Origin of the sequence: Brevundimonas sp. SL161 (assembly GCF_049896985.1) — a bacterium.
Classification (GTDB): domain Bacteria; phylum Pseudomonadota; class Alphaproteobacteria; order Caulobacterales; family Caulobacteraceae; genus Brevundimonas.
The window spans coordinates 1-871 of the sequence record NZ_JAFCVJ010000085.1 but is presented as its reverse complement, the minus strand read 5'-3'; the positions used below and the strand labels follow the sequence as shown (position 1 = coordinate 871).

Below are 871 nucleotides of genomic sequence, written 5' to 3'. Positions count from 1 at the left end.
CGCGCAGTTGTCTGGGCCATCGATCGCCAGACCGGGGCCCACCGGACCGTTGCGCGCGGCATCCGCAATCCCACCGATCTGGCCATCGAGCCAGCCACCGGTGCCCTGTGGGCTGTGGTCAACGAGCGCGACGAGATCGGGCCGCAGGCGGTGCCGGACTATCTGACCTCGGTGCGGGAGGGAGCCTTCTACGGCTGGCCCTACAGCTATTGGGGGCAAAACATCGACCCGCGCCCGCGGCCGCGCAAGCCCGACCTCGTCGCACAGGCGATCGTCCCGGACTATGCCCTGGGATCCCATGTCGCGGCCCTCGGCCTGTCCTTCGTGACCGACGGCGGCTTCGGCGGCGCGTACAGCCAGGGGGCCTTCATCGGCGAACACGGCAGCTGGAACCGGCCCGATCCATCGGGGTACAAGGTCAGCTGGGTGGCGTTCGTGAACGGCCGGCCCACGGGCCATCCCGTCGACTTCGCCACGGGCTTTCTGGGTGCGGACGGCAAGGCGCGCGGTCGGCCCGTCGGCGTGACCTTCGATCCGGCGCGGCGCGTGCTGTTCATCGCCGATGACCTTTCCAACACGGTCTGGCGGGTCGCGCCACGGGGAACGCCGTGATACCAGGCGAGTCAGTCGACAACCCGGTCTCGACGCTCGGACGGTAGGGGCGGACGATGGACGTGACCTATTGCGGACCCCCGCCCTTGCCGGGCGGGCTCGCGTCCAGCTTCAACCTGGATCCGGTCTTGCTGATCGCGCTCCTGGCCATGGCCGTCGTGCTTCGGCACCAGAAGACGGGACTGGTCGCGGTCGGGGTGCTCGCCATCGCTCTGGTGTCGCCCCTTTGTGCCCTGTCGTCGGCGCTGTTCTCCGCGCG

General features: G+C 69.7%; 1 protein-coding gene. It reads left to right on the top strand.

Annotated features, from left to right (window positions below; genetic code table 11):
- Positions 1–612: PQQ-dependent sugar dehydrogenase (locus ACP7AU_RS17750; RefSeq protein ID WP_426052282.1), on the top strand; the 612-nt coding region annotated here is incomplete at its 5' end.
- Positions 613–871: the final 259 nt, after the last annotated feature.